The organism is Butyricicoccus sp. AM78-15b2TA, from assembly GCF_027665985.1.
Lineage (GTDB): Bacteria > Bacillota > Clostridia > Oscillospirales > Butyricicoccaceae > Agathobaculum > Agathobaculum butyriciproducens.
This window is the reverse complement of the sequence record NZ_JAQEHY010000015.1, coordinates 1-24093: the sequence shown is the minus strand read 5'-3', so window position 1 is coordinate 24093 and position 24093 is coordinate 1. Positions and strand designations below refer to the sequence as shown.

The 24093-nt window shown below is 48.6% G+C and carries 29 protein-coding genes and 1 pseudogene; 12 read left to right on the top strand and 18 right to left on the bottom strand.

The genetic code is table 11. The features are described from left to right. Positions 1-4 precede the first annotated feature (4 nt). The 6 genes from PGS25_RS12555 to PGS25_RS12530 form a co-directional block, all read right to left on the bottom strand. Positions 5-1372 (bottom strand): relaxase/mobilization nuclease domain-containing protein, encoded by a 1368-nt coding sequence (locus PGS25_RS12555; RefSeq protein WP_119191156.1) that lies wholly within the window; start codon positions 1370-1372, stop codon positions 5-7. After that, positions 1333-1662 carry a plasmid mobilization protein gene (locus tag PGS25_RS12550; RefSeq protein ID WP_118480153.1) on the bottom strand — a complete coding sequence of 110 codons (330 nt, stop codon included), beginning with the start codon at positions 1660-1662 and terminating at the stop codon, positions 1333-1335. Before PGS25_RS12550 ends, PGS25_RS12555 begins: the two co-directional genes overlap by 40 nt. A gap of 235 nt (positions 1663-1897) precedes the next feature. Continuing rightward, positions 1898-2557 carry an SIMPL domain-containing protein gene (locus tag PGS25_RS12545; protein ID WP_270418913.1) on the bottom strand — a complete coding sequence of 220 codons (660 nt, stop codon included), beginning with the start codon at positions 2555-2557 and terminating at the stop codon, positions 1898-1900. After that, entirely contained in the window at positions 2557-3213 is a 657-nt protein-coding gene (locus PGS25_RS12540; protein ID WP_118480149.1) for a vWA domain-containing protein, read from the bottom strand. The genes PGS25_RS12545 and PGS25_RS12540 overlap by 1 nt, the downstream gene beginning before the upstream one ends. 102 nt (positions 3214-3315) lie before the next feature. Next, the gene (locus PGS25_RS12535) at positions 3316-3738 is read right to left on the bottom strand and encodes a YolD-like family protein (RefSeq protein WP_119191172.1); all 423 of its coding nucleotides are present in this window, start codon (positions 3736-3738) and stop codon (positions 3316-3318) included. Between the two features lie 40 nt (positions 3739-3778). Further along, on the bottom strand, positions 3779-4117 hold the full coding sequence (locus PGS25_RS12530; RefSeq protein ID WP_118480147.1) for a winged helix-turn-helix transcriptional regulator: 339 nt from the start codon (positions 4115-4117) through the stop codon (positions 3779-3781). A 120-nt stretch (positions 4118-4237) separates the two neighbouring features. Here PGS25_RS12530 and PGS25_RS12525 point away from each other — a divergent pair, with 120 nt between their 5' ends. After that, positions 4238-4804 carry a flavin reductase family protein gene (locus PGS25_RS12525; RefSeq protein ID WP_118480145.1) on the top strand — a complete coding sequence of 189 codons (567 nt, stop codon included), beginning with the start codon at positions 4238-4240 and terminating at the stop codon, positions 4802-4804. 84 nt (positions 4805-4888) lie between these two features. Here the strand turns inward: PGS25_RS12525 and PGS25_RS12520 are convergent, their stop codons facing one another. The 12 genes from PGS25_RS12520 to PGS25_RS12465 form a co-directional block, all read right to left on the bottom strand. Next, on the bottom strand, positions 4889-6397 hold the full coding sequence (locus tag PGS25_RS12520; protein WP_270418911.1) for a Y-family DNA polymerase: 1509 nt from the start codon (positions 6395-6397) through the stop codon (positions 4889-4891). 22 nt (positions 6398-6419) lie between these two features. After that, a complete protein-coding gene (locus PGS25_RS12515; protein ID WP_118564764.1) occupies positions 6420-7952 on the bottom strand; it encodes a hypothetical protein in 1533 nt (510 codons plus the stop codon). A 5-nt stretch (positions 7953-7957) separates the two neighbouring features. Then, positions 7958-9016, bottom strand: a complete 1059-nt coding sequence (locus PGS25_RS12510; protein WP_270418910.1) for an O-acetyl-ADP-ribose deacetylase — start codon at positions 9014-9016, stop codon at positions 7958-7960. Between the two features lie 19 nt (positions 9017-9035). Continuing rightward, positions 9036-9557: an SRPBCC family protein gene (locus PGS25_RS12505; RefSeq protein WP_119191160.1), complete on the bottom strand. Its 522-nt coding sequence runs from the start codon at positions 9555-9557 to the stop codon at positions 9036-9038. 20 nt (positions 9558-9577) lie between these two features. Continuing rightward, complete coding sequence (locus tag PGS25_RS12500; RefSeq protein WP_119191161.1) at positions 9578-9787, bottom strand: hypothetical protein; 210 nt, start codon at positions 9785-9787, stop codon at positions 9578-9580. Positions 9788-9827: 40 nt separating this feature from the next. Next, a complete protein-coding gene (locus tag PGS25_RS12495) occupies positions 9828-10430 on the bottom strand; it encodes a Type 1 glutamine amidotransferase-like domain-containing protein (protein WP_270418907.1) in 603 nt (200 codons plus the stop codon). 37 nt (positions 10431-10467) lie between these two features. Further along, entirely contained in the window at positions 10468-10947 is a 480-nt protein-coding gene (locus PGS25_RS12490) for a flavodoxin (protein ID WP_118480487.1), read from the bottom strand. Positions 10948-10961: 14 nt separating this feature from the next. After that, on the bottom strand, positions 10962-11678 hold the full coding sequence (locus PGS25_RS12485; protein WP_270418905.1) for a hypothetical protein: 717 nt from the start codon (positions 11676-11678) through the stop codon (positions 10962-10964). A gap of 4 nt (positions 11679-11682) precedes the next feature. Beyond that, positions 11683-12369, bottom strand: coding sequence for an AlkZ-related protein (locus PGS25_RS12480; protein WP_119191163.1), 687 nt, complete (start codon positions 12367-12369; stop codon positions 11683-11685). Continuing rightward, positions 12369-12674, bottom strand: a complete 306-nt coding sequence (locus tag PGS25_RS12475; protein WP_270418902.1) for a carboxylate--amine ligase — start codon at positions 12672-12674, stop codon at positions 12369-12371. The genes PGS25_RS12480 and PGS25_RS12475 overlap by 1 nt, the downstream gene beginning before the upstream one ends. A gap of 220 nt (positions 12675-12894) precedes the next feature. Beyond that, positions 12895-13431 carry an ImmA/IrrE family metallo-endopeptidase gene (locus PGS25_RS12470; RefSeq protein ID WP_118480479.1) on the bottom strand — a complete coding sequence of 179 codons (537 nt, stop codon included), beginning with the start codon at positions 13429-13431 and terminating at the stop codon, positions 12895-12897. A 70-nt stretch (positions 13432-13501) separates the two neighbouring features. Continuing rightward, on the bottom strand, positions 13502-13924 hold the full coding sequence (locus PGS25_RS12465; protein WP_118480477.1) for a helix-turn-helix transcriptional regulator: 423 nt from the start codon (positions 13922-13924) through the stop codon (positions 13502-13504). A gap of 225 nt (positions 13925-14149) precedes the next feature. Between PGS25_RS12465 and PGS25_RS12460 the strand changes: the two genes are divergently transcribed. From PGS25_RS12460 to PGS25_RS12410, 11 genes and pseudogenes are all read left to right on the top strand, one after another. Further along, positions 14150-14407 carry a hypothetical protein gene (locus tag PGS25_RS12460; protein ID WP_118480489.1) on the top strand — a complete coding sequence of 86 codons (258 nt, stop codon included), beginning with the start codon at positions 14150-14152 and terminating at the stop codon, positions 14405-14407. After that, positions 14404-15135 carry an ImmA/IrrE family metallo-endopeptidase gene (locus PGS25_RS12455; protein WP_118480475.1) on the top strand — a complete coding sequence of 244 codons (732 nt, stop codon included), beginning with the start codon at positions 14404-14406 and terminating at the stop codon, positions 15133-15135. The genes PGS25_RS12460 and PGS25_RS12455 overlap by 4 nt, the downstream gene beginning before the upstream one ends. Further along, positions 15132-15377: a hypothetical protein gene (locus PGS25_RS12450; protein ID WP_044930861.1), complete on the top strand. Its 246-nt coding sequence runs from the start codon at positions 15132-15134 to the stop codon at positions 15375-15377. Before PGS25_RS12455 ends, PGS25_RS12450 begins: the two co-directional genes overlap by 4 nt. A 184-nt stretch (positions 15378-15561) precedes the next feature. Next, entirely contained in the window at positions 15562-16059 is a 498-nt protein-coding gene (locus tag PGS25_RS12445) for a hypothetical protein (RefSeq protein ID WP_119191164.1), read from the top strand. Between the two features lie 514 nt (positions 16060-16573). After that, positions 16574-16798, top strand: coding sequence for a DUF6870 family protein (locus PGS25_RS12440; RefSeq protein ID WP_008396774.1), 225 nt, complete (start codon positions 16574-16576; stop codon positions 16796-16798). A 167-nt stretch (positions 16799-16965) separates the two neighbouring features. Further along, entirely contained in the window at positions 16966-18657 is a 1692-nt protein-coding gene (locus tag PGS25_RS12435) for a recombinase family protein (RefSeq protein WP_118480471.1), read from the top strand. Further along, a complete protein-coding gene (locus PGS25_RS12430; RefSeq protein WP_118480469.1) occupies positions 18657-20357 on the top strand; it encodes a recombinase family protein in 1701 nt (566 codons plus the stop codon). Before PGS25_RS12435 ends, PGS25_RS12430 begins: the two co-directional genes overlap by 1 nt. Further along, the gene (locus PGS25_RS12425) at positions 20357-21928 is read left to right on the top strand and encodes a recombinase family protein (RefSeq protein WP_119191165.1); all 1572 of its coding nucleotides are present in this window, start codon (positions 20357-20359) and stop codon (positions 21926-21928) included. The genes PGS25_RS12430 and PGS25_RS12425 overlap by 1 nt, the downstream gene beginning before the upstream one ends. Before the next feature lie 190 nt (positions 21929-22118). Next, a pseudogene (locus PGS25_RS12420) lies at positions 22119-22175 on the top strand (stage V sporulation protein T); the annotation flags it as partial. A 226-nt stretch (positions 22176-22401) separates the two neighbouring features. After that, the gene (locus PGS25_RS12415) at positions 22402-23565 is read left to right on the top strand and encodes a RecQ family ATP-dependent DNA helicase (RefSeq protein ID WP_270418897.1); all 1164 of its coding nucleotides are present in this window, start codon (positions 22402-22404) and stop codon (positions 23563-23565) included. Position 23566: 1 nt separating this feature from the next. Beyond that, positions 23567-24093, top strand: a 527-nt coding sequence (locus PGS25_RS12410) for a hypothetical protein (RefSeq protein WP_270418895.1), incomplete at its 3' end; no start/stop codon positions are given.

Sequence of the window (24093 nt, the reverse complement as noted above, 5' to 3'; positions counted from 1 at the left end):
CTCTTTATTCGCGCTGAGAATTGCGTTGATACTCTTGGTCGCGCTCTGCGCTTGGCTTGAGGAAATCGTCCACGTTTGCCTTCAAAGTGTCGATCATCCGAGCTTCCTTTTTGAGCCTCGCACGTTCGTCATAAAGCCGCTGCTGCTCTTCAAGAAGTCTCTGCTGTTCCGCTTGGAGCGTCTTCAAGCTCGGCAGCTTTTCATCGCCTTGCATGGCAAGCAGTGTACTCCGCGCCGCCTCAAAGATCACAAGCTCTGCTTCGTGCTTTGCCTTGAAACTCGGCTTGTCTTTCGCCTTCTGGAAGGCGTCATATACGGGCTTTAGGTGCTGGTAGTTGGAGATGTTTTTGATAAGCGGCTGGACTTCCCGCAGACGTGCCTCAACGTCTTTCAGCTCCTTGCCGGTGCGGTCATAGGAGCTGTGAACGTCCTCAACCTTCTTCTCAAGATCGGCGTATTGGAGCAAGTTGTTTTCCGTAAGATAGTTGAGTGTCCGCGCCGCTTCCTTGAGGATCGTGAGCTTGGCTTTATGCTCATAGCCCTTGCTGTCGATGAGCCTGATCCGCTCCTGAATATCTCCGATGAGAGAGATGCCCTTCTGCATGGTCTGCCTCTGGCTTCTTCGGGGTGTCCGTCCGGCAATCCGTTCCTTGATGCGTTCCTCGGTGTAGTTCTCTCCAATGGTTTTAGAGCGGGTAAATCGCTCCTGACCTTCAGCGCGGAAGGAAATGTATTTGCCGGTCTTAATTTCATAACCGGCTTCCTGCATGAGCCGCAGAAAGTCATCGTAGTCCTTCGCAGTGATGACAAGCCGGTCGATGGTCTGCTTGAGCTTTTGTTTCCAGCTCGTGCCGCGTTTGGCTTCGGTGTATTCCTTGTAGTCCATGCCCTTGTTCTGCGACGGAGGGATCACAGATAGCCCATGTTCTTTGCATATTTCATCGCTGAGTTGACGCAGCTCCCGATAGGTTCTCTTGTTGCTCCGGTAGGCATGGAAGTCCACATAATTCACAGCATTGAAGATGATGTGATTATGGCAATGCCCCTTGTCAATGTGGGTTGCAATCACATACTCGTACTTGCCCTTGAGCCATTCGTCCGCAAGCTGTTTCCCGACTTCGTGCGCTTCTTCCGGTGTCACTTCCCCGATGTCAAAGGACTGAATCAGATGACGGGCAAGTACCTTCGGCATCTGCATTCCTTGCTGCACTGCAAGGTTTCTTGTCCATTCAAATTCTTTTGCTGCCGCGTCGCTTGCAGCGCACCCATAGGAGGAAACATAGAAGGCATCGTCGGTCTTCTGCGGGTCGAGAATATAGGCAAGAGCCTTGTTTACAGTTCCTCGGATTGGCTTGATTTTAGTAACTGCCATATCTCACCCTGCCTTTCTTTCAGCTCTGCAATATCGTCCGCATAGAAGTGTCCAGTGGAGTTTATGCGGCGGCAAATCTGATTGATATTCGAGGCAACACGGCTGACAGCGGCGGCGAGTTTCTTCTGCTGCGTGTAATCCACCTTGATGATATAGCCGTCAATCGCCATCTTCCGGAGATATGCTCCCATGTTCTTTGTTCCGAGCTGCGCCATCTTTGCCTTGATGATTCTTTTCTCATCGTCGGAGACGAAGAAGAGTATCTGATTTGGTCGCGTTCTGTTTGCCATCGGCGTTCCGTCCTTTCGTAAAGAAAGAGGGTTTGGGAGACTTCCCAACAAGCATTTCTGCGATTAAGGGGAGGGTTTCCTTAATCGGAAATCGCCGTGTGTATATACACCGGCTGTGCTTGCTATTCTCTAAAATCGTATTCCCTCGCAGAGACTCCCCGTAAAATACCCCTTCACTTTACAACGGACTTTTTTTATTCAAAATAGGGGGTCGTGGTACAAAATATTTATTCGATCAGGTGATTCCCCATGTAAAAGTCACGGTGTCAGATACGTCAATATCGTCTGGCTCGATTTCTGGTGCAGCGCATTTGCTCATCGCCATGAGAGGCTGAATGCAGTCTTCAACATCGTAGCTTGTTCTGGAAAAAACATTGAGTTCGCCCCAGTTGTAGTCGATGTTGAGCAACTGCCCAAGCGTACTGCCTGATGCTTTGCAAAGAATCTCCGCCTTTGCTCTGGCGTTCTCCGTCGCATTGATCAGCAGCTCTTCGCTGACTCTTGCCGGGTTTTTCACGGTGAACGCAATGCTGAGTTCTGGTTGCGCCCCACAATCCGCAATCGCAGAAATGACCTTTGCAAGCTGTTTGCTGTCAAAGTCAAAGGCAAGTTTTAGGCGGTAGGTGCAAGCATATCCTGCAAACTCCCGCTTGTAATTTCCTTGCCGATCCTTGACGTTCTCGTACCTTGTCTGGACATCAAAGCTCGTGGTTTTCAGGTCTTCCTTGCGATACCCAACGCGGACTGCGGCACCTTGCAGTCTTTCGATTCTCTCGGCAGCTTCCGACATTGCGCGGTCATAGGTTTCAGATAAGACTTCAATGTTCAGGGATAAGATGATGTAATCCGGTCTTGCGGAGACATTGCCTGTCCCTTTTACGGTGATTGTTCTCATTACTTTCTCCCGTCCTTTCTGGAATTGAAGTCCTCATCAATACGTTTTTTCCAATTCGTACCCAGCGGTACGCTGCATCGGACAGCGGAAACCGCTTCGCTCAGAACTTCATAGTTGAGTTGCGTTCCCTCGCGGTCAGAGTGGTAATTGACCGCTCGATCTGCTCCAATTCCAAAATGCTTTGCCGTCTCAACTGCATCAATGTTTGCACCGAGGAAAAGAAACTCCCAGCCGTACTTTTCCTTCTGTCGTTCAATCATCTTCTTGACCTTCTCGCTGTCATAACGGCGGCTTGCATTCTCCATGCCATCCGTTGTGATGACGAACAGTGTGTGTTCAGGGACATCCTCTTTTCTTGCGTACTTATGGATATTCCCAATGTGATGAATCGCTCCGCCGATAGCATCCAGAAGCGCGGTGCAGCCGCGAACGGAATAGTCCCTGTCGGTCATCGGCTCCACCTTCTGAACCGGCACACGGTCATGGATAACCTCGCTCACGTTGTCAAAGAGAACGGTAGAGATCAATGCCTCGCCATTCTCTTTTTTCTGCTTTTCAATCATGGAGTTGAAGCCTCCGATGGTGTCTGCTTCCAGTCCGCTCATAGAGCCGCTGCGATCAAGGATGAATACGATCTCCGTCAAGTTCTTTCTCATGTTCAGTACCTCCGTATATAAAAAATATGACTGCCTGGCGTCTCACCTTACAGTCATATTGTACTTCGGTATTCACTTCATTTGGTCGCATGGCAAGCGACATTATTCCAGCGATGAGAACAGCTCCCCGTCAATACTTAGAACGTCATCCATCGGAATCCTTGTGCCGTCCCGCATGGTGATTCGCCGCTCAAAATCATCGACCTTTTTGACCGCGCCGGTTGCTGCTATGTATTTGCCGCCAGCCTTCCGCTCATCAGGCTGGAAGTAGGTGATGGTAACTTCCGGCGCGTCATCAAGGGCTTCCATGAGAAGCTGATACTTCATGTCCAATGCAGTCAGAGATTCCTCGTCAAGCTCAATCTTTTCGTCGGTCAGACGCCCGGTTTCCTTGATGGCGGACTCATATCCGGTGAGTGCTGCAAAGGGCGCGAACTGCGCTGCACGATCTGACATCGGCATCTGCGGTCGCGTCTTGGAGACGTGGTGAGGGAGATTGATAATCTCGTCGTACCTATTATTCATGCGCATTCTATATCTCACCTCTTAGATAAACTGAAAGTTGTCACTCTGTCAGCCGGTTTTCTTCGCCCCAGACACAGAGCTGATCCAGCACAGTCATCAGCGATTTTCCTCGTTCCGAAAGCGTATATTCCACCTTCGGCGGGATCTGCGGATACTCGATGCGGACGATCAGTTTATCCGCTTCCAGCTCCTTGAGGTTCGTGCTGAGGGTCTTGTCGGAGATGGTTTTCAGATACCGTTTCAGCTCATTGAATCGCACCGTCTCAAACTCCATCAGGCAGTAAAGAATGACCATCTTGTGCTTGCCGGAGATCAGCGACAGCGTGTAGGCAAAGCCGGTGTCCTCGAAATTGGCGTTCTCAATGTAATTTTTTATCATTCCACTTTCTCCTAAGATAGTACCTGTCATAATTGCCAGTACTTGAATTTATGATTTGCATGGATATAATTATAAGCAGGATGAACAGTCCTGTCAATCTGATCACAAGGAGAAGTTATCATGAGAACGAAATTAAAAATCACCGAGGGCATTTTCCCGATGCCGGTTCTGATGGTTGCGACTTATAACGAGGACGGCAGCGTGAATGTCATGAACGCCGCATGGGGCACCATGCAGGAGCGGGACACCGTTGCGCTGAACCTCACCGAGACTCATAAGACCGTACAGAACATCAAGGCACGGGGCGCATTTACCGTCAGCATTGCCGATGCCGCCCACATGGTCGAAGCGGATTATTTTGGTGTGGAGTCCGGCAATAAAGTTGCCGATAAATTTGCCCGCAGCGGTCTGACCGCCAGCAAAGCCGAAGCCGTCGATGCGCCGGTCATCAACGAGTTCCCGATTTGTTTGGAGTGCAAGTTCATTGAGTATCAGAACAATGAGTACGGCTGCGGCGTCATCGGCAAGGTGATCAATGTCACTGCCGATGAGAGCGTTATGGTGGATGGAAAAATTGATATGTCTAAGGTCAATGCCATCGCATTTGACCCCTACACCCACGGCTATTATAAAGTCACCGAGCGTGTGGGCGAAGCATTCCGAGATGGCTTAAAACTGAAAAAGTAAGGTGTGCAGAAAAGGAGCTTTCGCGTAAGCGAAGGCTCCTTCTTAAAATATGTGGATTTCACAATTTCCGATTAGTTTGATCCTTTATGCCTTATGCCCGCCGATCTGCGCATTACGGTCTTTCGCGGTTGCGCCTTCTTCAAGATTCATCGCCTTGAGGATGGCGTTCTTTCCGTACTTCTTCTTGATGGCGAGAGCCGCCTTCTGGATTTTTCGTTCCCGTTCCAAGGCGGCAGCTTCGGCTTTCTGCTTTTCCTCTTCGGCGGCATAGTCCGTGAAGAGGTCGAGCTGGACAGCACCGTCATTTTTCTTCGGTGCGTCCGCTTCCGGCAGGACATGATTTGCCACAACATACATACGGCGGACAAGCAGATTCTTGTCCACGATCCGGTCAAATAGCTCTGACACAGCACACATTATTTTGCGGGTAGAGGATGTGTGACCGTCAAGGTTGATAGAGCCGTGCGCCTGCTTGGGAATCTCCCGACCGTAGGGGTCTTTCTCAACCGCGCCGTGATACTTTGCCCGTCGCGCCGGGTCGGTCAGGTTCTCAATATCGTAGCCAACGGTGAGAACCATCTGGTCAGCAACAAGTCCCTTGTCCACCAAGTCCAGCACAAGCAAATCCGTCATTTCCCGCACAACCAGCTTCGCCTTCTGCGGCTCATAGGGGCAGTGCAATACCTGACCGGAGCTGAGGCTGTTGGAGCTGGGACGGTATGCCTTGATCGCCTCAATGGTCGTAGGCTCCCAGCCCCACGCATGGTCAATGAGCAATTCCGCATTCTTACCGAACAGCTTATAAAGCAAGTCCTCGTTCCGCTCGGAACAGAGGGCAACATCGCCCATTGTGAACATCCCGTTCTGCTCAAGTTTCTTGGCAATGCCTCGACCCACGCGCCAGAAGTCCGTGAGCGGCTGATGAGACCAAAGCTCGCGCCGGAACTTCATCTCATCCAGCTCTGCAATGCGGACGCCGTTCTTGTCGGCGGGGATGTGTTTCGCCACAATGTCCATTGCCACTTTGCAGAGGAAAAGATTCGTGCCGATTCCGGCGGTTGCTGTGATGCCGGTTGTTTCAAGCACATCGAGGATGATCTTCATGGCGAGGTCATGTGCCGAGAGCTTGTAAGTATTCAGGTAGTCCGTCACGTCCATGAACACCTCGTCGATGGAGTAGACCACAATATCTTCCGGGGCAATATACTTGAGATAAACCTGATAGATGCGGGTGCTGTACTCCATGTAGTACGCCATCCGAGGCGGCGCGATGATGAAGTCAATCGCCAGAGACGGATCTGCTTGCAGCTCCGAGAAGAAGTGTGATGTGCCGTCCAGTCTGTGTCCCGGCGCGTCGTGCTGCCGTCCGGCATTTGCTTCCTTCACGCGCTGCTTGACTTCAAACAGCCGTCCGCGTCCGGAGATACCGTAGCTTTTGAGGGACGGCGTGACGGCAAGGCAGATGGTTTTGTCGGTACGGCTTTCATCCGCAACGACGAGGTTTGTGTCCAGAGGATCTAAGCCGCGCTCCCTGCACTCCACGGAGGCGTAGAAGGATTTCAGGTCGATTGCGATGTAAGTGCGTTGCTTCACCTTCTTTGCCTCCGCTTTCTTCTTAGATTAGCTCTAATGACATTTCATTAGAGTTTTTAATGTTGAATACGACACGCCATTCAATATCACCCTCCACCGGCTCAAAGTGTAGAGAGGAACAAGCCGCATGGAGTTTTTCTTTTGAGCTGCCTCCACACACGATTGCGATTGGACCGTCCGCTCCGCCGATAATGCCGATACAAGCAATATCGTTTTGTGCCTCTGGTGCATAGCGGTCAGAGCATGAGGCAATTTCTAAAGGCTTGTCTCCCTCAGCGCAATCACAGATCGAAATATCATTGTCCGGTTCAGGAGAAAGCGTATAGCTCATAGCAGTAAAATGCGTGGGATAGAACCACCGGTCGGAACCAACGAACTTTTCAGAAATTGTTTGCTGCTCCATTTCCTGAACGGTCAATGTATATTTTGTTCCGCTGACCGGATGGGAAAAAGAAAACGAATCGCCGGGAGCGTGTGTCTTGAAATGCGGTCCCGGGACACGGCGTGACTGCTGTTCCATTGTAAGGGAGAGGGCTTTTATTTCAGGACGGCGTTTGCTTGTCCATGGAAAAGCTGCCCGAAAAATCATCCATCCATAGGATGTATCCAAACCATAGTGTTCTAATGCCCACTTTGCTTCCGCTTCATTGATCATCCTGTCCGGCAAACATGGATTAAAGACCACCGAACAGCCGTGGGAGGTCAGCATTGTTTTCCCGTTCAATTCCAAACGAGGAATAAAGTCAAGGCAAAGTGGATTGTCTAAATCTATCTGCATTTGCTGCTCCTGTGTGAAGTATTCGCAGGAGTCGTTTTCGGGGTGTAAATCCCATTTAGTCATGAACTTACGAATGTCTTCATCTGGGGTGCGCATACAAAAGTCCATGACGAGTCCCTTACTGCAAGAATACGCCGCAGGAATAACCCAATGATGCCCAGCCCAGTCAAATTGCTTATTCAACCGGATTTCCGTTCCGGCACGGTCTTTTCCCGAATGTCCCCAGAAGTTTCCCTCAAAGTAGACCTTCCACTCAGGCATGGTCAGTTCTGCTTCCGGGTTCATATCAACATCATAATAGTCCTCGGTGTACTTGATCTTGCTGTAATCAAAAGATGCTTGCAGTTTTTTGATGTATGCCCACGGCTGTTCCATAGGCGTCAATTTCATTTTCTCGGCAAGCTCTAATAACGTTCTTTGCTGATCCTGCGTTGGAGGGTTATCCCGCAAAAAGGCTTCAAATTGGGACTTATCCAACATCCACGCCTGTTCCAACGCTGCCGAATCACTGCAAGCAAGGAGCAGCCTCAAAAAGTCTTCAAAATTGTTTGCCAACGGATGAACATAATCAGGAGCCGAGTTCATGGGACTAACGGAAAAAACCACGCCGCCAAAGCCTCGAACAAAGCAGAAGTGGATGCCATCCACACCCGCCCAGCCAAAAATAGATGCACCTTTGGGCGTGCAAAAGTAGGGGTTATTATCTTCACGACGCTCCACCCCTACGGGCGAAAGGTCAATACCACTCCGCAAAAATTTCTGAAATACTTTATCCATAAGCCTTATGCTCCTATCAAGCTCTGGTCAAAGGCAAACAGAGCCTCGTTGATCTCAAAGACGTTATAGTTCCCATGCTCCACGAAATACTCCACGATGATGTCAAACTTGTTGGAGTGGGAGAGTGCAAAACCAGCCTTCATGAGCATATCCTTCATTTCCGCAAGGGGCAGCTCAAGGGCAATGGAAAACGCAATGACTGTGGGCTTGGAAGGCTTGTAGGACTTGTCCGAGCGGATCTTCGAGAAGAGTTTCCGGTCAATGTTCGCCTTCTTGTAGCACTGTGCGTCCGTCATGCCGCGTTCGTCAATCTTCCGCAGAAGCATCTCCGAAAAGCTCTCATCGATCTGTTCCAGTGCATCGTCGAGTGTTGCTGCCTTTTCGGAGCTGACTGCCATAGGAGCTGTGAGCTTTTCAATAGCTTCATCACAATTTTCAATAGCTTCATCACAAACGGATGACTCGCAAGGCATGGGTTCTTCCATCTGGAAGGCGTTCATCCTGCGCAGACGCTCGGAACGACTATCGGTATGTTCGTCCACATAGCGGTCATCTATGTATGAAGCAATGTCGGCAAACAGCTTGCCGCTGATTTGATAGGCTTTGCGGTCGAAAATGACGATGTACACCGTCATTTCGTTTTCAAGAAGGAAGCTGCTGGTGGTGTCAATCGCAACCTTGAGGGCTTGATCCTTTGGATAGCCGAAAATGCCGGAGGAAATCAGCGGGAACGCAATCGATTCGCATCCGTATTCCTTCGCCAGCATGAGCGATGTCCGATAGCAGGAGATCAGCAGTTCGCACTCACCGTGCCGCCCGTCATACCAGCGCGGACCGACTGCGTGAATGACATATTTGCAGGGCAGACGATAGCCCTTCGTGATTTTTGCGCTCCCGGTTTTGCAGCCGTGGAGCGTTTCACATTCCGCCAGCAGTTCCGGTCCTGCAGCACGATGAATGCAGCCGTCCACACCGCCGCCACCCAGCAGCGACTCGTTGGCAGCGTTGACGATGGCGTCCACCTTCATTTTTGTGATGTCATTCCTGACAATTTGAAGCGGCATTATTCAGTCCTCCGTCCGGTTACTTCGCGCCGGTCAGCAGCTTGTCCAGCGGGATTCTTTCCGGGTATTTTCCTTCGGTCAGAATGTCATATAAATACCTGTTATCCAGAATCATATCATCCCGGATAAGCTGCCAGTTTGCCTTTTTCCTGAAAAACACCTTGAAGATCAGGAAGTTCATGATCGCCCCAATTACCGGCGTGGTCATGCCGAAAGCCTCGGTGTGAGAGAAATGGCATCCTGTTTTAGTTCTTTTCCCTTCAAAGGTGATGAACGCCGTTTTCTTGTCGCTCCGGAATACAATGCGGAAGTGATTCTCATCCTGTTCGCATTCCGTAATTGTGCCGGTCACATCGTAGTCCAGCCCCATGACGATCTCGCGGAAGCGGATCTTGCTTCCTGCGTTATAGTTTCCGTTATAGAGATTGCATTCGATGTGGTAGGGACTCCATTTCACAAACTCTTCCTCAAAGTTGGCAGTCCATGCCTCCATTTTTTCATAGGAAGCCGGAATCTCTATTTGCTCGGTAAGAACAACCATTATCACTTTCTCCTATTCTGTCAAAGCGGCATCGGCGTCCGGGCAATCAGAATGACCGCCAGAATCGCGCCCACAAATGCCGCAGCTCCTATGACCGCCAACACCTTTTTGCTGAGTTTCTTCTTCACCGCCTTGCAGATCAGCGCACCGCAAGCCACGCAGACAGCCGCAGCCAAAAGTGCAATGCCCAGCGTTTCCCATAGCCAAGATAGTTCATATAGGATTTTCATGCGATCATCATCTCCTGTTCGTTAAACTTGAATTATCAAATTAGTCTTTGCAAATAACCTTTGAACCTTCACCATCAATTACAATTCCCTGACGGTTGTTAATTGGGCATAGATTCAAATCCGAAAATTCAGTCATTATTTTCTCGGTAACTTTCTTAAATGGTGCTGTAAGATAATGCGGAAGAACATAGAAATCAATCAAATCAAGCCCTGCATCATCTTCTTGTGAGCAGTCCTCCGGCTTTTCATCCATTTGTTCAATATATTGGATGGTTGGAGCGCATATAATCGCACCTGCCGATTCACCGATCATCAGTTTTCCCTTTGCCAATTCCTTCTTCAATAGCTCATCCGTTCCCGTTTTACGGAGCTGGTCCATAAGGAAGAAAGAATTTCCACCAGTAAAATATATCACATCCGCATCTTCAAAAACGGACTGTATCGTTAAATAAGCCTCCGTTGAAATATCAATTTCCGTTACGGCTGCTCCCAGTTTATTGAATAGCTTTCGAGCCGAGCCGACATAACCGGTATAGCCTTCACGCAGCGAAGCTGTGGGAATAAATGCGACTTTCTTGTTATCAATTTCTTCTTTTATCAAACTTCCTACACTTGAAAAGTGCGAACATAAAAACAGTTTCATCCATATTCTCCTTAATAAATTCCGATTTGTACTCTTTTCAAAGTCCAAGTCCATCAACCCATGCCGCAAGCTCCTGATGCCCGACGCTGCCCTTGAAGACCTTGCCTTCCAGCAGCTTTGCGCCTTTGCAGCTCGGCGCAAGGCGTTCGTTCGTCTTGCCAATGTTGCTTCCGCCGGAGGTCGCAAACGGGATGATCGTCTTGCCGGTCAGATCATAGCTCTCAAGGAACGTATTGATAATTGTCGGTGCAACGTACCACCAGATCGGGAAACCAACAAAGATTGTGTCGTAGTCCTTCATGTTGTCCCGCTTCACTGCAATTTCTGGACGAGAAGCAGGATCGTTCATCTCAATCGTGCTGCGGGCTTTCTTGTCCATCCAGTTCAGATCAGCTTTCGTATAAGGAACCTTCGGCTCTATCTCGAAAATGTCCGCGCCGATTGCCTCTGCCAGCGTCTCGGCTACCTTTGCGGTTACGCCGGACGCAGAAAAATATGCTACAAGTTTGTTGCTCATAATTGCCTCCATGTTTATTCGTCTTGATCCAGACCACCATTCAGAACAAGATACAACAGTACCTCCATCAAATTTGCAATCTTTCCAAGTGTAATGTCCTCATCTTTGGACTTCATAATCAACTGAAATACTCCATAGAACACGTCGCTCTGGTTAAGATCAGTTTCCGTTTCAAACCGCTCAAGAAGTGCTTCTATGCGCTCCAAGTCCGGCTCATCTTCCGGCTTAAACGAATCCTGCATTCCCAGCAGAGATGCAAGCCGCTCATCCTTCATGATAGCGTCGTATTCTATAAGCTGCTTTGCTCCTTCTGGCAGCCACTCGTCAAAATAATTGATAAAGATGTGGACGCGAATGCCGCCTTCCTCAGCGGGAGAGAAGCAGACGGTATGTGCCTTATCCGCGATCTCTTTCAGGAAAGCGAGGCCTTCCGGATCATCGAACTCCACGAATGGAAGAAACAAATTGATTTCAGAATGCCAGTGGTGGTAGTCTACGATCCCTTCAATACGTCCGTGATGCTGCTTGACAAACGCATCACAGCGTTCCAAAAGATACTCGTAATTCTTCTTATCCTCCGGCACAATGATCTTAGGTATCTTGTCCATCGCCTCAGAGTACGCTTTCAGCATACCTCCGTTAAGCACACGGTCATAGACCTCTTCGGACCATTCATCGCGTTCAGTAGGCTCAACTTGTCGGTAATCCTTTTCATAGATTAGATCGTCCATAGCGTTACCCCTTTATGATTGTCTCAAGCTGCTTCTCGACTGCATTGGGAAGAAGCGTGTGCAGATGTCTCAGAATATGTTCTCTGGATTCCTGCGGGTCTCGCTGATAGGCGGACGTGATAAAGTCGTACCCGAAAAGCTCTTCCGGCGTCGCATACTCTGCAACGCCCCAGCCATAAGGTCTTCCGTACTTGTCCTGCATATAAACGAAATCCGCAATGCAGACATAGCTCTGCATTTGCAACCTTGTGATACACGTTTCAAAGCCGGTGTTGCCGCCCTTGCGATAGTTCCGTAATTCTTTCAGACGCTTGGAAAGAACTGTGCCTTCATCAGCTATGGTTTCGTAAAGCTCTTTGTCCTTATAGGACGTCAAGCCATCATCCCACCGAGCATCAAAGTCATATCCGTCTCGCCGGAAGTTTGCAAAGTCCGGAATCCAATCACGGCTCACGAAGCCAGCTCTTTTATTGAAAATCTTGCCGTAGAGACATTTGCCGCTTCGCGCAGCCGGACCTTTCCACTCCCACGGACCGTCTGCATCATCCGCAAACCACAATTCAGGGGCGCACAGCTCTTCAACAGAAAAGCCGGGAATCTCGTTCTGAAAGAAAGGCAGAAAGCCGTATTCTTCAACAGCGGCAATCAAGTCATCGGCACTATGCAGTTGTCCGACATAACGCTCTGACATTACTCTACCTCTTCAATCACACCATAATCAATCAGAATATTTTTCTCCGCATATTGCGGGTAAACAATACCCATCATCTCATACTGATAACGTCTCACGCGGCGATGCTCCTGAACCGGCTCCGGTGCATACGCAGCGGTTTCACAGTGCGCATATTCTGGCATTTCCGCAAGATCATCCCGAACTGCGCGGATGAGTGCGTCTGTGACTTCTTCAATGCTGCCGCCAATCTCCACAGCAACCAGCTCATGCTTGAGGACGGACTTGTCCAGATCACCAGGGGAACGGAACAGTTTGTACTTCATAATGCACGTCCTTTCTCTGTCTATCGCGGTTACGTTTCTTGTGTAAGGCTTTTTGCTGCTTCTTGAACTCCGACTGTGTAACGAGACATAAGTAGAGAGAGTAGTTCAAGCATCATCTGCATACGGCAATTCAGTGCCATTGCAGGATTGTGTAGGTTTCGACATAGGGCATCCCATATAATGAATATATCAGACAGGAAATCCCTTAAAACCTCTGCTGTCAACCTTCCGGCTTGACATTTTTGAGGAAATCTGAACGCGGTACATACGGTAAGTTAAGCTGCCATCCCATGCGATTCAGCTCGTTGAGCTTGATCAGCATCAAGTTCACATTCGTCTCCATGATGGAGGAAAGCTGTACCACATCATACCCTTGCTTCATCAGTTCCATCAGCTCGTCATCGTCGATCCGCAAATGGGCGCTGAACGCATTGGCTTCATATTCCATCTCGTTACGCATATCGAACAGCGTAAACTCCTGCAATCCGCTTGCGCCTTTGGCTTGCTCCCGGTGCAAGCAGTCGTGACCAATCTCATGTCCGCAGACCATGAGCTTTACAATATACTCCATATTGGAGTTCAAAAGAATGTGCCTCTCCTTATGCCGGTAGGTGTACATTCCAAGCAGTTCGTTCAGTCCATCAATGAAATGAACGTAGATACCCAACTCTTTTGCAATACGCACGGTGTCCCGTGTTCCGCAGCCTCGTACAATATCCGTGGCTTTGCGGTGAATGAGTTCAGGTCGTAGAAGCAATTTTCATCACCCCCGCTATACCGATGGTTATTCCGTAATTATATAACATCAGCAGTCCAATAAACCGCCCTCAATCCTCATCGAGATGCAGTTTGTATTTCTTTGGCGTGTATTTTTCGACATTTCGGGCTTTGGAATCCCAGTAGATGTCCTGCAACGCTTTCATGACGGCATCTTTGTCCTGCTCAGAAAGCGTTCCGCCAGCAAATAAACCGGAGATACCATCCACCAAGTCCTGTGCCTGTTTCTTTCCACGCGCACCATATTTCTCTGTTGCCTGAACAACGAAGTTCTCATCTTCCGTCAGAAGATAATTGACATCAACACCGAAGAAATCGGCAATCTTCTTATATGCTTCCCGTGTGCGGGGCAAAGAAGTCCCTTTTTCATACAGCGTGATCATTTTGCGCGTAATCCCCAAGCTGTCCGCGACTTGCTGCTGGGTTAGTTCCTTCTTTACTCGTTCTTCCTTGAACTTCTCAGCAAACGTCATGTCTCGTTCACCACTCCTTCACAAAAAGTTCGCGAAACTGAATTTCCCATTTCTGTTGACATGGGTAGTTGAAGTATGTATAATAGATATGCGTAATTCAATTACCCACAGTATATCGCGGATTACTCATCAAGTCAAGAGGAACGCGAGAATATGCACAGAAAAGTTACAAATATAAGTTGTTTCACCGAAACAGCTCAATGGCAAGGAGTGAGGATGCAAAACATGGAAGCACGATGCAGGAAGGCGTATGTTTGTGTCAATCTGGATGTAGACAAGGAAGGGGCTATCCGTCCGCGTTTCATCAGGTGGGACAATGGTTTGATTTTTCAGATCGACCAGATTCTTTACAAATGCCGCGCCACATCCAAGAAGGTTGGTGGTGGCGGCATCCGTTACACAGTCATGATTAAAGGAAAGGAGTCGTTCCTTTTTCATGAAGGAGACAAGTGGTTTGTCGAAGCAAAGGAGAATGCCCAGTGATCTTATCCCAGAAGCAAATCGAAGAAATTGCAGCAGCCGTCACGGAAGACTTCAACAAGTTCTTCTTTGGCACGGAGTCCGAGGAAGTCCGTATGGCTCGTGCAACGCCGATTGATCAGTTCGCAAGAGACTATCTCGGCTTGCAAGTGTCTTTTGCCCGCCTGTCCTCCGATGGAAGTATCTGCGGCTTGACCGCTTATACAGATACAGAGTACATCGTTGAGGAAAAGGGCGTTAGACGAACACTCCCGCTTAAATGTAATCAGGTGTTGCTCGACGAGAGCTTCATCCGTCAGGGACAGATAAAGAAGCTCTGCGGGAAGCGGCGCTTCACGCTTGCCCACGAATGCGCTCATCAGATTCTCTATCAGATGGAATCCGATGAAGTCAAGCAATGCTGCAACCGGCAGTATTCCGCACGAACAGCCTATTCGCTGCGCGATCTCAAAACACATGAGGACTGGAATGAATGGCAAGCAAACGTCCTCGGCGCGGCAATCCTGATGCCGCAGAAAGAAATTGACCTTGCCGCATGGTATTTCATCCCTGAGAAGAAGTTGACGTCCTATGACGGCTACTTTACATACCGGGATCGCCTGTCGCTCAGAGCGATATGCGCACAACTCGGTGTTTCCCAATCCGCAGCCGTCATCCGTCTGCGCCAGCTTGGTTATCTCGAAGACCGCCCATATTCAGAGTTCAACGATCCGACGGAGGTATGGGCATGAAAAAGAATATCCGTGTTACTGAACCGTCTGCTGAAATGCAGATGAAGATCAGACGGGCGCGTATCGCCATTGCCAGCCAGAAGAGGCGAACGATGGAATGCCCGTACTGCCATCACAATACCATCATCGTTTTTGAGGACACAAGAGGTCACGTTCAGGCAAAGTGCAAACTCTGCGGAAGAGAAACCGTCTTCAATGTTCTCAGTATGAGAAGGTTATATCTCCACCTCAACAGAGGATAAGGAGTTTAACAAATAAATATTTGATAGCTGTGCTGTGGAGCCGCTGACTGGTGAGTCTTCCTAATGCCGCATGAACAGAGTGTTCGCACTCTGTTTTATCGGCATGGGATCACAACTCACCGTCATGCGGCTCTTTTTTTAGGCTTGTCCATCCGCTGCTCCGCGCCAGCGGAAAGGACAAGCAATGAAACGAATCCCTAAAACCCCTGTCGAGTTCGACTACGACCTCTGGACTACGGAGGACGGAAAGTGCATGGTGCGCGTAAAAATCACCGGCGAAGTAACGGAGGTTGACCGTGAGGTCATGAAAATACTTCGCGCTGAGGAAAAGATGCTCAGACGTTCGTATGGCTCTGATGGTGCATCTGAGGATGAAGACGGCGAAGAAAAAACTTCTGATGCTGTACTGTCCCTTGACGCTATGCCGGAGGACGATGTGAAGACTGCCGCATGGCTTGCTGACTCGTATGATCTCGCAAAAGAAGTCACAATGCAGCTCATGGTTAAGACATTTTACGCCGGTCTGACAGAAAAACAGCGCGGTGTATTTGAGCATTGCATGATTGCTGGGGAAAGTCTAAGCAGCTATGCGCGGGAAATTGGCGTTGACTACACGACGGTTCAGGAAACCCGAAATGCCCTCAGAAAAAAATTCAAAAAATTTTTCTCCGGCACCCCCTAATTCGCTTAAAAAATGTCCGTTGTAAAGTGAAGGGGTTAATCAGGCCGCTTCACTGTTCCTTGAAAACTGAATAGTTCAGTGCTGCGGATCTTTCCGCTTCTGCGAAGCAACACAGCTTCCGACGCCAAGACCTCCTGCAAGGGAGTGAGCGACCTCCGGAGAGCTATAACAGCCGTGTGGTGTGGCTGCTTGCGACGATGCAGATGCCGGGTATAATGATACTTCCGTCTTTTCTTTGAAGGGGCGGCTCGGAGCGATCCTCGGAGGGGTGAGAGTCCCATGATACCGATTGACCATTGGTAGTCCGCAGCATTCCCTATTCGGCAGGGGCGCGAGCTGCAAATATGCCGGAAGTAGAACACTGTGAAAACGTCCGAAAGGACTTATCAGTGAATACTATGGGCAGCGATCCTCATGACCGCTGCCTATCAATTTGCTGATAAAGTGTTCTCGCGGCTTAACGCATAAGAAGGTAAATATTGGGCAAGAATACTCGTGAAAAGGCGGTGATGTTATGGAGAATGAGAGAAGCAGAAAAGAACTTCTCGACTCCTTGGTGGATATTCGGGACGTCAAAATTGACCGTTCCATGTCGGTAGAAGATCGGATGAAATCCTATGTGGAGCAGATCAAAAATCCCTATATGTTTAAGGTCGGCAACACGGTAGTTAGGGTTTCCTACGCAAATACTCAGGCTACGATCAATGACAATTTCGTAAATCTGCTTGCAAGTATGTGAGAAAGCCGTCGGATAACCCCAAAAGAATCTTTTTTGTGAACAAATCTGAAAAGGCTGGATAATTGCTTTGGACTGTGCTATAATAAGCATGGACAAAATCAGCGAAACACCACTGCTACTTTAGTTTTCGGGTTATCAGACCGGAATAAAGTAAGGAGTGGCGTTTTATGCTGAAATTATCTTTGGATAAAGATTATAAAGCCGCCATCTACCTGAGATTATCAAAGGAAGATGGCGACTTTTCTATTTCCGGCGAAAAACTTGAGAGTGACAGCATTTCAAACCAGAGAATGCTCATTAAGGAATACCTCAAGAAGCACCCGGAGATTACCGTAGTAAAAGAATACTGCGATGACGGCTTTACCGGCGCAAACTTTGAGCGTCCTGACTTCAACAGAATGATGGAGGCTGTCCGCGCTGGCTTAGTTGACTGCATCGTGGTGAAAGACCTTTCGCGTTTTGGTCGTGAGTATATTGAGGCTGGTGACTACATCCAGAAGATATTCCCCCGCCTCGGTATTCGCTTTATTGCAATCAACGACAACTATGACAGCGCACAGCCCGGAGCGGCAGACAACGAGCTTGTCCTTCCGTTCAAGAACCTGATGAACGATTCCTATTGCCGTGACATCTCCATCAAAGTCAGATCAAACCTTGATGCAAAGCGACGGAATGGACAGTTTGTCGGCTCTCGTGTGGTTTTCGGGTATCTGAGATCACCGGACAACAAGAACCAGTTGGTGATTGACCCGGTTGCTGCGCCGGTTGTGCAGGATATTTTCAAGTGGAAGATAGAAGGGCTGTCTCCGGCTCAGATCGCAGACCGGCTTAATGACGCCAATGTCCCTTCTCCGATTGAATACAAGAAAGCGAATGGCTCAAAGCAGCGCACCTGTTTCCAGACGAAGAAGGTTGCTCTGTGGAGCGCCGTTGCGATATATCGCATTCTCAAGAACGAGGTTTATACCGGAACACTGGTGCAAGGCAAAACCACGTCTCCAAACCACAAGGTTAAAAAGACCGTAGTGAAGCCGCAAAGTGAGTGGGCGCGGACAGAAAATGCCCATGAGCCTATCATTGCCCATGCTCAATTCGATCTTGTTCAGAAGCTCATGCTGGATGATACAAGAAGCCCGTCCGGTGCAACCGGCGTCCATCCGTTTTCCGGGAAAATTTATTGTGCTGACTGCGGAAGCCCGATGGTACGCAGAGTATCACGCTGCGGAGATAAGGAATATGCCTATTTCATCTGCGGTGGCAACAAGAGCGACAAGACCTTCTGTTCGTCTCACAGCATCAAAGAATCTGTTGTATATGATACCGTTCTCGCTGTCGTTCAAGGACATATTGACGCCGCTATGAATATGGCAGATGCGTTGAAGCGGATTGACGATATGGCTTGGGAAAACCGCGAGATTGAGAAGATCAAAGCAAAAATTTCGTTTCAGGAAGAAATCATTGATAAGAACCGCCGCTTGAAAACCGGTGCTTATGAAGACTTCAAGAGCGATTTTATCAGCCGTGAGGAATACAAAGCCTTTACAGCTCAGTTCGACCAGCAGATCAAGGAGGCAAGCGACACCATTATGCGGCTCACCAGTGAGCGAAACAGCGTGATGGGAGGTCTGGCAGAACAACAAAGCTGGCTTGAGCAATTCAGAAAATACGCAAATATCAAGGAACTCACTCGAAGCACCGTGGTCAACTTAATCGACTATATTCACATTCGAGAGAATAAAGACATTGATGTCGGTCTCATGCACTGCGACCGCTTTGCATCTATCGTTGAGTTCCTGCGCGAACGTCAGGAAAAGGAGGACGCGAATAAAGTCATTCGCTTTGAAAGGAAGGTGGTCTAATGGCACGAGTATCGCGGAAAAAGCAAAATCTCCCTACCCCAGCAGTTGATACTCCTATCCGCCGCTGGAAAACCGCTCTTTATGTCCGCCTCTCCGTCGAGGATAACGGTAAAGGTTCGGACTCGATTGATAACCAGACCACGCTCCTTGAAGACTATGTTGCGTCACGCTCGTATCTTGAGAAGACGGCGCTGTTCGTTGACAACGGCTATACCGGAACCGATTTTCTCCGTCCAGAGTTTAACCGGATGATGGAAGCCGTCAAGATGGGCATTGTAGATTGCATCGTGGTGAAGGACTTATCCCGTCTCGGCAGAAACTATATTGAAACCTCTCAGTTCATTGAAAAGGTCTGCCCGTTCTTCGATTTGCGCTTTATCTCCGTCAATGACTCCTTTGACACTGCAACGGTAACGAGCGAAGGGCATTTGTCCGCTTCCTTGTCGAACATCGTCAATGATTTTTATGCGAAGGACATCTCGCGCAAGGTCACAACAGCCCTTCAAGCGAAGATGGAGCGCGGGGATTATATCGGAAACTATGCACCTTATGGTTATCGTAAAGACCCTGAGAACAAGAACCATCTTCTGATCGACCCTGAAACTGCGCCGATTGTTGTCCAGATATTCCAATGGAGAGCCGAAGGTGTCAGCTACATGGGCATCAACAAAAAGCTTAACGATGCCGGTATTCTTTCACCCAGTCAGCTCAAACGGGAGCGCGGGGTGGAAACGAACTTCAATAAGAAGGATCGGGTCATTCTGTGGAACAAACACATGATAACCGAAATTCTTCAAAACATCGTCTATATCGGGCATTTAGCTCAGAAGAAAGGCAGTCAGTGTCTCTATGGAAGCATCCCTTATCACATCACGTCCGAAGACGAATGGATCATCGCTAAAAACACCCATGAGCCACTTCTCAGTGAAGAACTTTTTGAAAAGGTGCAGGAGATCAACCGTGCAGCCGTAGAACGCACGAGAGCCAATTCAGGCAAGTACGATCATCTACCCAAAGCGAAAAATATCTACGGGAAGAAGTTTGTATGTGCCGAGTGCGGAGCAATTATGAAATTGCAACGTTCCATCAGCACGAAGAAGGACAAGGTGTATTTCACCTTCAAATGCCCGACCTACGCCGAGCATGGAACAAGAGGTTGTTCCGACGTGAAAATACGGAAGCAGGATCTTGACGATGCAGTTTTTTCCTTCATCAAGTCTCAGATGGAAGTATTCCTCGATATGGAGAAGACGCTTCATTCTCTGCTGGCAATGAAAAAAGTCATGATTAAGCAAGACAATACCGTTCAAGAGATACGGACACTGCGTCAAAAACTTGCGCAAAAACAGTCTCTCCTTAGCGGTATGTATGTTGATCTCAAGGAAGGATTGCTCTCTGACGCCGAGTACAGCCACCATAAAGAGATCGTCATGGAGGACATCCGGGCGATTGAGAGAAATCTATCCGAGCTGGAAGCGCCAAAGAATCAGACAGAGGAACAGATTACCGGCGAAATGAAGTGGAAGCAGATGATCCGCCGTTTCCACGACGCGACGGAAATCTCCGAAGAAATGGCGGACGCTTTCATCGAGACTATGGAAATTCATGAGGACGGCACATTGGAAATCAAACTCAGCTATATGGATGAGTTTGCAGCACTTACGAAGACTTGCGAGAAAATCAGGAAGGAGGTTGCTTGATGAAACAGCAAATCGCTATTTATCTGCGCTTGTCGCTTGAAGACGTTGACAAGCGCACAAACAAGGTCAAGGACGAGAGCAACAGTATCGCATCGCAGCGTATGCTCATCAATCGTCATCTGGATCAGAACCCGCTTCTCTGCGATCTGCCTCGTATAGAGTTCTGCGATGACGGTTTCTCCGGCACGAACTTTGATCGTCCTGACTTTGCAAAGATGATAGAGTGCGCAAAGCATGGAGAAATTAGCTGCATCGTAGTGAAAGACCTTTCCCGTTTCGGGCGAGACTATCTTGAAGTTGGTGACTATTTGGAGCATATTTTCCCGTTTCTCGGCATCCGCTTCAAGTCTATCAATGACCATTATGACAGCGCGAAACATGAAGGCAAGACTATCGGCATGGATATTGCCTTCAAAAACCTTATCTATGACTATTACAGCAAAGACCTGTCCAAGAAGGTTAAGTCTGCAATGGGCATGAAACAGGAGAAGGCAAAGTTTGTGAACACAGTTCCATACGGGTATAAAGCCGATCCTGCTGACAAGCATCACCTTATCATCGACGTGGAAACCGCTCCGATAGTCCGCCGTATTTTCATGGAAGTGATCAGTGGCAAGTCCTGTACACAGATTGCAAAGGAACTGAACACAGAGGGTATTCCAACGCCCGCCCAGCACAAAGCCGTATCCAGAAAGGCATCTTCCAAGAAGCCCCAGTGGACACATCGCGGTATCCTGACTATGATAGAGAGCGTGAAGTACGCTGGAACAATGGTCAACCATACCCGCGAAAGCCGATTCATCCGTGACAAAAACCAGCGGCGCGTTCCCAAAGAAGAATGGTATATCCGCGAAAATGCGCATGAGGCGATTGTGACAAAGGATGAATACGAACAGGCACAAGAGGCAATCCAGAGACGTAAAAAGTTTGTCCGAAGCTCCCATGACCAGTCAGACCGAGTTTATTTCTGCGCTCATTGCGGCGGAAAACTTGAGAAAGCCAATGGAACTGTATTTGCTTGTCCGTCCCATCGGTATCACGATGGCAGTCCGTGTGAAAACGTCCGCTGGCGAAAAAGCGCACTTGAAGAAATCGTCTTTGAAGCACTGAAAAGACAGATCGAGATCGTCAGTATTGAATCCGCAGCCGTCAGAAAAACAGCGAAAAGCAAAGGTGAAAGTCTGGAAAGACAGCTCGTCTTGCTGAAAGCTCAGTATGATGCCTGTGATCGTGAGAAGTTTACGATCTATGAAAACTACCGTGAAGGGAAGCTGACTCCGGAAGAGTATCTGTCCGGCAAAGACGCCCTTGCACAAAAACAAGCCGCCCTGAAAGAGCAGCTTGAATCCTGTGAAACCCAGCTTGAGGTCTTCCATCAGCAAAGTCTCGATGCAGAAGAACAGCATGAAGCAGCAAGCCGGATGACCGGCTTGCCCGATGACAAACTCAGAGAGCATCTGTATGATGCAGTTGAACGTGTACTTGTTTATGACACTGAGACAATCGAAATTGTCTGGAAGTTCAACGAATCAAAAATCGACACCGATGAAAACATCGGAGTTGCGAATTGACTCCGGTGTTTCATTTCGGGGCAAATCTGTCGAATTTACTCCTAAAATAACATAATCTATCGAAACCTCGTAGGCGCATCGTAGCACCGTCCGGAAAGCCCAGAGTCATTGATATTAAAGGCTTTTCGGATAGTTTGTAAATTTTTTTTGCACCTACTTGACATAAAGGGACGATCTCGGCCGCGTTGTTATTCCGAAGGAGATCAGAAGAACGCTTAGGATTCGAGAGGGCGACCCGTTACAGATGACATTGGCACCGTGGGAGAAATTCTGTTTTGCGGTAAGCGATTTAGCCAAAAGAAATGGGTGGAGTTAGTACATAGTACAACGTCTTTCGCTGCTATTATTATATATCATGTTATTCCTGTGAAATTATAAAGCTACTTCAATCTCAACAATGGAATAAAGGCAGTTCAGGCGAAATTTTTGGATTTTAGTTTTGAACGAAAATTCTATGTTTTGGAGTGAAAATTATGACGAACAAACAGGAAAAGATGATATGTAATACCTTTGGCATTTCGAGACTCAAACCGTTTCAGAAGAAGGTGATCACAGACTTATCTGATGGTAAAGATGTACTCGGTTTAGCACGAACTTCTGAGGGCAAGTCGATTTGCTTTCTCTCGATGATCACCCTGTACCCGAACGGTCTGCTGATTAGTATTCTCCCGACAGTCGCGCTCATGCGTGATCTGGTGCAGCGTTGCGAGGACAGTAAAATCCGAGCGGGCTGCCTGTACAGTGGAAACAGGGAGAATACCACCGTTATCGAACGGCTGACACATCGTAAACTCCAGGCAATCTTTGTCGCGCCGGAACGGCTGAGTGATCCGCATCTGTGGAAGGCAATTCAGAAGAACAAGGTGCACACGGTCGTTGTGGATGAGGTGCATTGTCTGACGGAATGGGGCAGCGAATTCCGTCCAATGTATCGCAATATTGGTAAATTTATTAAGGATTTACCCTCATCCCCTGTTGTTGCTGCGTTCAGTGCAACCGTTATGCAGGAGGATATTCCATATATCACGAAAAGTCTGCGTATGAAAAATCCGACGGTACATATCGGCAAGCTCAAACGTTCTAATCTCTCCCTCAAGAAAGCATTTGTGAAAAATGATGCTGCTCGTTATGCGAAAGTCAGAAAAGTGGTTCAGAAATACGATAGTAAAGGGAAAATCGTTATCTACTGCACCCGCGTCTGCGATGTAGAAGATATGCATGACTTTCTTATTGAGGATTGCGATATTTCGGCTTCTGCTATTGCTCTCTGCCACAGCAGGCTGTCTAACCGAGCCGAGCAGGAAGCGCGCTTTCGTTCCGGTGAGGCACATATCATGATTGCAACTTCCGCCTTTGGTATGGGCGTGAATATCTCGGATATCCGGTTGATTATTGTCTCTCAGCTGCCGTTCAGCGTCGCGTCATTTTACCAGATGGCAGGCCGGGCCGGGCGCGACGGCAAACGCGCAAAGGCACTGCTGCTCTGGAATGACGCCGACTTTCAGATGAATCTTGACATTATCTCTGACACGGATGACCGTGCAGTGGAAGCCGTCAATGAACTGTATGCGATCTGTGAATCATCGGACGATCTGCATGACGCCGTAATCGCCTGCTTTGTGAAAGGCGGCGTGTGAAATGGATTTTCGCTATGGCATTCACACGATTGAATTCTTTCGCAGAATGTCCCAGAAGAGCTTCAACAAGGTGTTTCAGCATCTGAAAAGTCTGCATTTCGGCAAGATCTACCCGGACGCGACATATCATTCCGGCAAAGGCATCGAGAAGTATATCTGCACCTCGTACTGCGGTCGGGGCGTGGTGCTCTATCTGTTCAAACAGAAACACTACGAAAATAAAACCAATAAAAACATTGCCTGTTCTATTCGTTTCCGGCTTAATCCGCACACTTTGCTGCACGGAAAATATTCCCCCAAGAAAGTGTTCACCGCGAAAAAAAACCAGCTGAAATCGCTTGATAAGGAAATGACAGAACTGCTGTATGAAATCGGTCTGGACTGCGAGTTCGAACAGCTGACGCTCTCGCGCATTGATTGCTGTCTGGACTTCTTTCCCGAGTCGCAAAAATGGGTTGATGAGGCGCTGCGTGTCATTCGCCGCAGTCCGTACATGAAGCAGTACAAGCTGTGCACATTCGGCAAAGG